We start from the raw sequence: 6,427 nt of genomic DNA, 5'->3' as shown, positions 1-6,427 counted from the left end.
CGCGGCCGCGCAAGACACTGGACTGGCGCACGCCGCTGGAAGTTTACGCCGAGGTGCTCAAGAAATCGGTCGCTGGCCCGAGCACCCTTCAATAGCGTTGCGCTTGGAACTTGAGACCGCCCCCCTTGGGGATTGGAACTATGAAGAGATTTATCAAACAGGCGGTATTAAAGCCGACAACCTTTTAGATGCTGAGGTCTTTGGTGAAAATGAGGATGAGATCGGCAGTGTCGAAAACGTGCTAGTGACCCAGGACAATAAGATTGCTGCCATCATCGCCCAGGTAGGTGGTTTGTGGGACATTGGTGATACCCACGTGCTAGTGCCTTGGGAAGAGGTTGAGCTGCATGACGACGGCGTAAGGGTACCTGTCACTGAGGACAACGCCGATGATTATGGGCTGTTTGACGCTGAAGAGTATATTTCGCAGCAAGACCTTAGCCGAACCCAGCAAGTTGAGGATGATGTTGAAGCTGGAACGGGTGTCTGGAAGCTGACTGACTTGCTTGACGACTATGCAACGGTAGGGGATGGCATTGGCTACGGCTATATCGACAACATTCTCTTCTCGCGTCAAGGCGAAGTGCAAGCGGTCATCGTAGAGACAGGCGCTGATTTTGGTGCTGGCACCTACGCATATCCTTTTTATGGGTATGGCTATGGCTGGAACCCAGGCCAGACAGCTTATTATACGCAGTATAATGAAGATGAAGTAGGTGACATGGAGTCTTTCGATTTCGATCAATATGAAGGCTTATTAGATGATTAATCGTTAATGGCTTAATTCATTCTCGCGAATAGAAATGCCGGTTTCTTAACGAGTGCGTTGGTAGCTACCGAGGCGCCGTTAAGGAACCGGCCTGTGCGTGGTATGTAAAGCGCATAAGCTTATCGATCCTTTATTTTCGCAGCGTTGCGTTATTTGATAATGGATTTGCTGAGAAACGGTCAGAGCACAGATATTAAAAACGTTATTCAAGAAACAGGTGACTGTCGATGAAAACAGCTAATTTATCTCGCTTAATGCTACTCACGATGGCTTCCCTTCTGCCGATGCATGTCTATGCAGACATTGATAGTTCACTCTCTCAACAGCAAACCGACCCAAATAATCTAAGCCAGACACAGCATGTTCAAGCCACTAGGCCGCTCAATGAATGGGATTACAGTGCTATTTACGAACAGAGCGGGTTTCGGGCAGAAGCATTGTTAGAGGCAACGGTGTTCTCCCCCCAAGAAGATGAAATAGGAGAAATAGTAAACATCGTGTTAGACCAGCAGAACCAAATTGTCACAGTGATCGCCGAAGTAGGCGGGATGTGGGATAGCGGAGACAGGCATGTTGCCATCCCCTGGGATGAAGTCGAACTGTATGAAGCGGGGATCAAAGTCCCTGTACGGCAGGAGAACGTCGAGGAGTATGACCTTTTTACGAATGTTACGATTGATGAAGCCTATATTTATAAACAAGAAATGGAGCGAGTGAGCACTGTGGAAGAGGACGTTGCGACGGGACCACAGACATGGAAAATATCTGACATCATTGATGATTACGCCAGCATAGAAAGCGAAAAGGGCTATGGTTATATTACAGACGCCCTATTTACAAATAATGGCATTATGCAGGCTATTATTGTTAAACCATTGAGGGAGGAGCCTGGCTCAGGCCCCCGCGCATTCCCCTTTTACGGTTATCCTGAAGGCTGGCGGTCTGGCAGTTCTCACTATCAGCTTCCTTACGCTAGTGATGAGGTTAAAGAGCTTCCTGTTTTTGACTATGACAACTACGAGAGCGTATTGGATTAAAACGCATGGTGCTGTGCTTATTAGTGTTGTCCTTATCAATCGTCTCTATGAAGCGCTACCGGGCACTCTGTGATAGCCATTAGCACCTCTTTCACCCATTACAATCCGCCGGGGTAGTAGCGCGATAGGTCGCCATGGCTTCTTCCATTGCCTGTTGTAATGCCGTAATGCGCGACCCATGGGCGGGATGCGTAGAGAGAAATTCAGGAGGCTGACCGCTACCAGCCGCTGCCATGTTGCGCCACAGTGCCACGCTTTCTTGCGGGTTGAACCCTGCTTGCGCCATGATCGCCAGGCCCATCAGATCGGCTTCTTCCTCGTGGGCGCGGCTGAACGGCAGGGTGATGCCGAGCTGGGCGCCGAGGCCCAATGCCTGCATTAACTGCTGCTGTCCCATGTCTCCCTCGCCTAACAATCCTACCACTAGCATCCCGGCCTTAATGCCAAGCTGCTGAGTAAGGCGTTCATTGCCATGGTCAGCCAGCACATGACCAACTTCATGGCCGATCACCGCCGCCAGTTGGTCTGGCGTCTCGGCGACTTGGAGTAGGCCGGTATGCACGCCGATGCGTCCGCCTGGTAGGGCGAAGGCGTTGGGAGAATCATCTTCAAAGACGACAACCTCCCAGACCTCCGGTAACTCGTCAGCCGGATAGATGGCCTCGGTGGCGGCTATTATTTCCTGGGCCACACACGCTACCTGGCGATTAGCGGCTGCATCACGTGACACCGGCTGGTCACGGCGTAGTTGGTCGAAGGTATCCTCGCCCATCTGTGTCATTAAATTTTCAGGTACCAATGTCAGTTGGGAGCGACCAGTCGGCGTTTCATCGCAGCCGGTTAGCAGTACCAGAGGGAGCAGTAATAATAGTCGCAACAGGCGTCGTGGGCGCATCGCATCTCTCATCAATAAATCAAGCGAGTATACCTTGGCCTTAGCCAAGGGGAGAACCAAACCTCAATGCTGAAAGAGCTAGCGCGGGTAAAAAAAGGGCGCCCTATCAGCAACTATTGCAGATAGGGCGCCCATAATGAAACCTGTTGTTTTGAAGCTTTTTAGACGTAGAAATCCAGATCTTCCTGCGCTTTCAATAGATCGCGCATTTTGATGGGGTCGTCTCCAAAGAAGAAGAGCAGGCCCCAGTGTGTCCCGAAGGCTGAGCGGTCAGGAACGGTTTCTTCTGCTGGCGCGACCAGTTCGTGGGACTCGAAATAGGGATGCTCAATCGTTTCTTTGGGCATTTCCAGCTTGCTGACCACCCGGCGGCGTGGGTACACACCGAAGCAACCGGCGTAGCCTTTCGCATCGACCACTTCGCGGGGGAAGAACGCTGCGACTTCCTCTTTTGTGCTTTTCGGATCGAACACTAGCATCGATGCTTGATAGGCGTTGAATCCGTAGGCTTTTTCGATCAGCTCGAAGGCTTTGAAGCCGGGTGGGCGGTAGGCAACCTCGCCAAAGTACATCTCGCCATCAGCTGTGACGAAGTACTCGGGGTGAATCAAGCCAAACTGAATATCGAACGTTTTGATCAGCAGCTCGATCTGTTTAGTGATCGCGGTGCGCCAGCTCTCGAGTTCCGCCGTCGCGGGTACGAATACCGAATAGCCAAGCGTCACGTATTCTGAAATATTCAGGAACTGGATTTTGCCATCGTGTATCCAGGCCTCAACGGCGAACTCCCAGCCATCCAGATGGCTTTCCATTAGCAGGGGATATTCTTCGTCCGGAATGTTGTCGATCTCTTCGATTTTGCGAATCATTCGGTGACCGAGGCAACCGGCTTTGTCGAATGCTTTGACGTGAATCGGGTCATCCGGGTCGCCATCGAGTTTAAGCAGCGTTTGGTTGACGCGCTTCATGAAGCGAACGATGTCTTCTTTCTCATGCGCCTCTTCGAAAATACCGACGCGAATACCGCCAAGCTGGGCACGACGCTTCATTAACGCCTTGTCACGGAACAAAATGGACTGGCCGAACATACGAGGACTATCGAGAAGAACCGAGTTGATCGCACCGGACCATTCAACGGTTTCTTCAAACAGTGGGATGGCGATATCGACGCCTTCCTCTTTTAGCCTTTCGGCGATTTCCATGGAGCGGTCGTTTAACCGGATAAAGTCCCACGGAAGAAAAGGGATGTTGTTCGCGGTACAGAAATCCGCTGCCCATTCAGGAGCAACAACGATATATCGACGGTCGAATTTCTGCGCAGCCTTGATCGCGTTGATACTCCAGCCAAGTAAGGCGATATAGCCTTTATTGGGGTCTTTGGGAGTCTCTGTGCCTTTGACCGAGTCCATTTCTGGATCACGCCAAGACGCTACTGCTTCGGGTAATTGCTTTTCTGATGTAATCGACATTCGATGTCCTCCTTGCTGGTTGACCCAAACTGACTGTGCTGAGATTGGAGCGCACCAAGTGAGCTGAGCCACAGTCAGAAGTGTTCAGGAGCGATTGAGTCAGCCAGTATTAGAAAAGTTATTAGCGCACCCGTTGTAACTAACCTAGTCGATATTGTTACAAATGGCAATTAAACTGTAGAGTTATTGTTGAATAACTGTAGAACTTTTTCTCCTGCTTGGGAGTTGATGATTTATTCAAACGCACATAAGTAAAATCAGTAAATGCTAATACAGCAACAGCATGAAAGAGTGGTAGCTAGGTCATTATTAAATAGGCTGTTAAGTATTAATGTCTAGTTAATCTAGCAAAAGCGACTTATCTATTGCGATAAACTCATTGGCTTCATTAATTAAAGACGCTGCGGTAAGCTGAGGAACGCCATACACTTCAACTTTTTTACCGTACTTAACGCGTATTTTTTTGACTAAAAGATCAAAGTCTCCATCGCCGGATACGAGCACAATAACGTCCGCCTGCTCAGCATACTCCATGGCATCTAGCGCAATACCTACATCCCAATCACCCTTCGCAGAACCATCTGAGCGTTGAATAAAAGGTTTCAACTTTACTTTAAACCCAATAGCTCTGAGTATGTTTTGAAATTCTCTTTGCTTTTTGTCACCCCTATCGATGGCGTAGCAAAAAGCTTGAACGACTTCTCTATGATCAGTGGCTTTTTTCCAAAACTTATTGTAGTCAAAGTTTCGGCCATAGGCTTCGCGCGAAGTGTAATAGACATTTTGAATATCGATAAATATCGCTACTTTTTCCATCATATTTGATTGTCTCTTGTTGATTTTTGAATGATTTTTTAATTGACTATAATCTTTTTTTAATTTCAAAAGTCAACATTCGATGACCGTCACGTTAATGAGTGGCTTCTTAGCTTGCAGACTTTTATACCACTATTGAGCGATCTCTCTCAATCCGATACATATGGCTATCCGCATGGCTTAGCAGGGTATTGGCATCTTCCCCATCCATTGGGTAGCAGGCCACGCCGATACTGCAGGAGGGCATTGTTAGCTCACCGAACTCAGCGCCCAGTGGCTCACTCATAATCCTTTGAATGTGCTCTACCTTCGCTGTAATAGCCTCTTTTGATCGAATATCCGTGAGCATAACTGTGAACTCATCGCCACCCATTCGGGCCACCGTGTCGGTTTCTCTCACGCAGTTTTCCAGCCGTCGAGCCACCGTGCAGAGTACTCAATCACCTACCACGTGCCCTTGGGTATCATTAATCACTTTGAAATCATTAACATCCAAGTACAGTAATGCCAAAAAGGTCTGATGGCGATGAGCGGAACTCAGGCCAAGGGCTAATCGATTGTAGAACAGTGATCGGTTGGTCAGCTTTGTCAGTGGGTCATGATGGGCAAGGAAACGTAACTCTTCCTCGGTCTGCATGAGTGCTGTTATATCTCGTGCAACACCAATGCGCACTCACTCCTCTTCGTACCAGCGAGCAGACCATAATATGTGGACGATACCGCCCTCTTTATGGAGGTAGCGATTACGATAATCAATGTGGGGTTGGCCGTTCATTACCCTGTGAATGGAGTTCTGAGTGGAGGCTAGGTCGTCAGGGGGCATGTAATGGGTAATCAAAGTGCCTATCATTTCGTCGGCCCGGTAGCCGAGCAGTGACTCACAGGCATCGCTTATAAAAACGATCTGGTTGTGCTCATCGACTACGAAAATGGTGTCCAACATCAGATGAATCAGCTTGGTGTAGAGCGCTTGTAGGTCAACGGCCATAGGCTAGGAGTATCCTGTTAGCATTGCTCGACTATAAAACAAACGTGAACGGGGGCGATATGAAATCTTGTAACTTAAGAAAGAGGGTAATACTGCAGGTTAAGTTTTTGATTCTTTCCTGATATGAGAAGGCAACTTTCCCGTCCAGCGCCTGAATGCTCTTCGAAAATGCGCGCTGTCGCTAAAGCCTAGCCTTTTCGCTATATCGTCGGTGTTCATCCTTGTTGCCAGAAGGTACTCGATTGCTAACGTACAGCGAGCATCATCCAGTATTGCGCTATAGCTGGTCGAGTCCGCAACCAGTTTTCTTCTTAGGGTACGTGATGTAATGCACTGAACCGCCCCGGTTATTCCGGAGACCGGTTTGTTTGAGTCAGGCAGCTTCACCCGACTCCTCCAATTGACGATAATACGTCCTTTCTCGTTCTGCTGGTGGAACGTTTCCTATGGGTT

Annotated in this window: 7 protein-coding genes and 1 pseudogene; 2 read left to right on the top strand and 6 right to left on the bottom strand. The window is 48.9% G+C overall.

The window, feature by feature from the left end; genetic code table 11:
* Positions 1-97 precede the first annotated feature (97 nt).
* Positions 98-769, top strand: coding sequence for a PRC-barrel domain-containing protein (locus HZS80_RS23020; protein ID WP_422822387.1), 672 nt, complete (start codon positions 98-100; stop codon positions 767-769).
* A gap of 227 nt (positions 770-996) precedes the next feature.
* Complete coding sequence (locus tag HZS80_RS23015) at positions 997-1,806, top strand: PRC-barrel domain-containing protein (protein ID WP_246362510.1); 810 nt, start codon at positions 997-999, stop codon at positions 1,804-1,806.
* A 91-nt stretch (positions 1,807-1,897) separates the two neighbouring features.
* On the opposite strand, the gene HZS80_RS23010 is transcribed toward HZS80_RS23015, so the two are convergent.
* The 6 genes and pseudogenes from HZS80_RS23010 to HZS80_RS22990 form a co-directional block, all read right to left on the bottom strand.
* Complete coding sequence (locus tag HZS80_RS23010; protein ID WP_179917436.1) at positions 1,898-2,701, bottom strand: M48 family metallopeptidase; 804 nt, start codon at positions 2,699-2,701, stop codon at positions 1,898-1,900.
* A 161-nt stretch (positions 2,702-2,862) separates the two neighbouring features.
* Positions 2,863-4,170: an ATP-grasp domain-containing protein gene (locus tag HZS80_RS23005; RefSeq protein WP_179917435.1), complete on the bottom strand. Its 1,308-nt coding sequence runs from the start codon at positions 4,168-4,170 to the stop codon at positions 2,863-2,865.
* A gap of 339 nt (positions 4,171-4,509) precedes the next feature.
* Entirely contained in the window at positions 4,510-4,986 is a 477-nt protein-coding gene (locus tag HZS80_RS23000) for a LabA-like NYN domain-containing protein (protein WP_179917438.1), read from the bottom strand.
* Between the two features lie 124 nt (positions 4,987-5,110).
* A pseudogene (locus HZS80_RS23770) lies at positions 5,111-5,623 on the bottom strand (diguanylate cyclase domain-containing protein).
* Between the two features lie 36 nt (positions 5,624-5,659).
* Positions 5,660-5,974, bottom strand: coding sequence for a PAS domain-containing protein (locus HZS80_RS23765; RefSeq protein ID WP_246362508.1), 315 nt, complete (start codon positions 5,972-5,974; stop codon positions 5,660-5,662).
* Positions 5,975-6,073: 99 nt separating this feature from the next.
* Complete coding sequence (locus HZS80_RS22990) at positions 6,074-6,361, bottom strand: helix-turn-helix domain-containing protein (protein WP_281662429.1); 288 nt, start codon at positions 6,359-6,361, stop codon at positions 6,074-6,076.
* Positions 6,362-6,427 lie beyond the last annotated feature (66 nt).

It is taken from the genome of Vreelandella glaciei, from assembly GCF_013415125.1.
Lineage (GTDB): Bacteria > Pseudomonadota > Gammaproteobacteria > Pseudomonadales > Halomonadaceae > Vreelandella > Vreelandella glaciei.
Note: the sequence above shows the minus strand (reverse complement) of the source record. Positions and strands in the feature narration are given on the sequence as shown.

What these genes read in the sequence shown, in the direction of transcription:
- HZS80_RS23000 (WP_179917438.1), bottom strand. Translation starts at nt 4,986, where the DNA reads ATGGAAAAAGTAGCGATATTTATCGATATTCAAAATGTCTATTACACT.
- HZS80_RS23765 (WP_246362508.1), bottom strand. Translation starts at nt 5,974, where the DNA reads ATGGCCGTTGACCTACAAGCGCTCTACACCAAGCTGATTCATCTGATG.
- HZS80_RS23005 (WP_179917435.1), bottom strand. Translation starts at nt 4,170, where the DNA reads ATGTCGATTACATCAGAAAAGCAATTACCCGAAGCAGTAGCGTCTTGG.
- HZS80_RS23010 (WP_179917436.1), bottom strand. Translation starts at nt 2,701, where the DNA reads ATGCGCCCACGACGCCTGTTGCGACTATTATTACTGCTCCCTCTGGTA.
- HZS80_RS23015 (WP_246362510.1), top strand. Translation starts at nt 997, where the DNA reads ATGAAAACAGCTAATTTATCTCGCTTAATGCTACTCACGATGGCTTCC.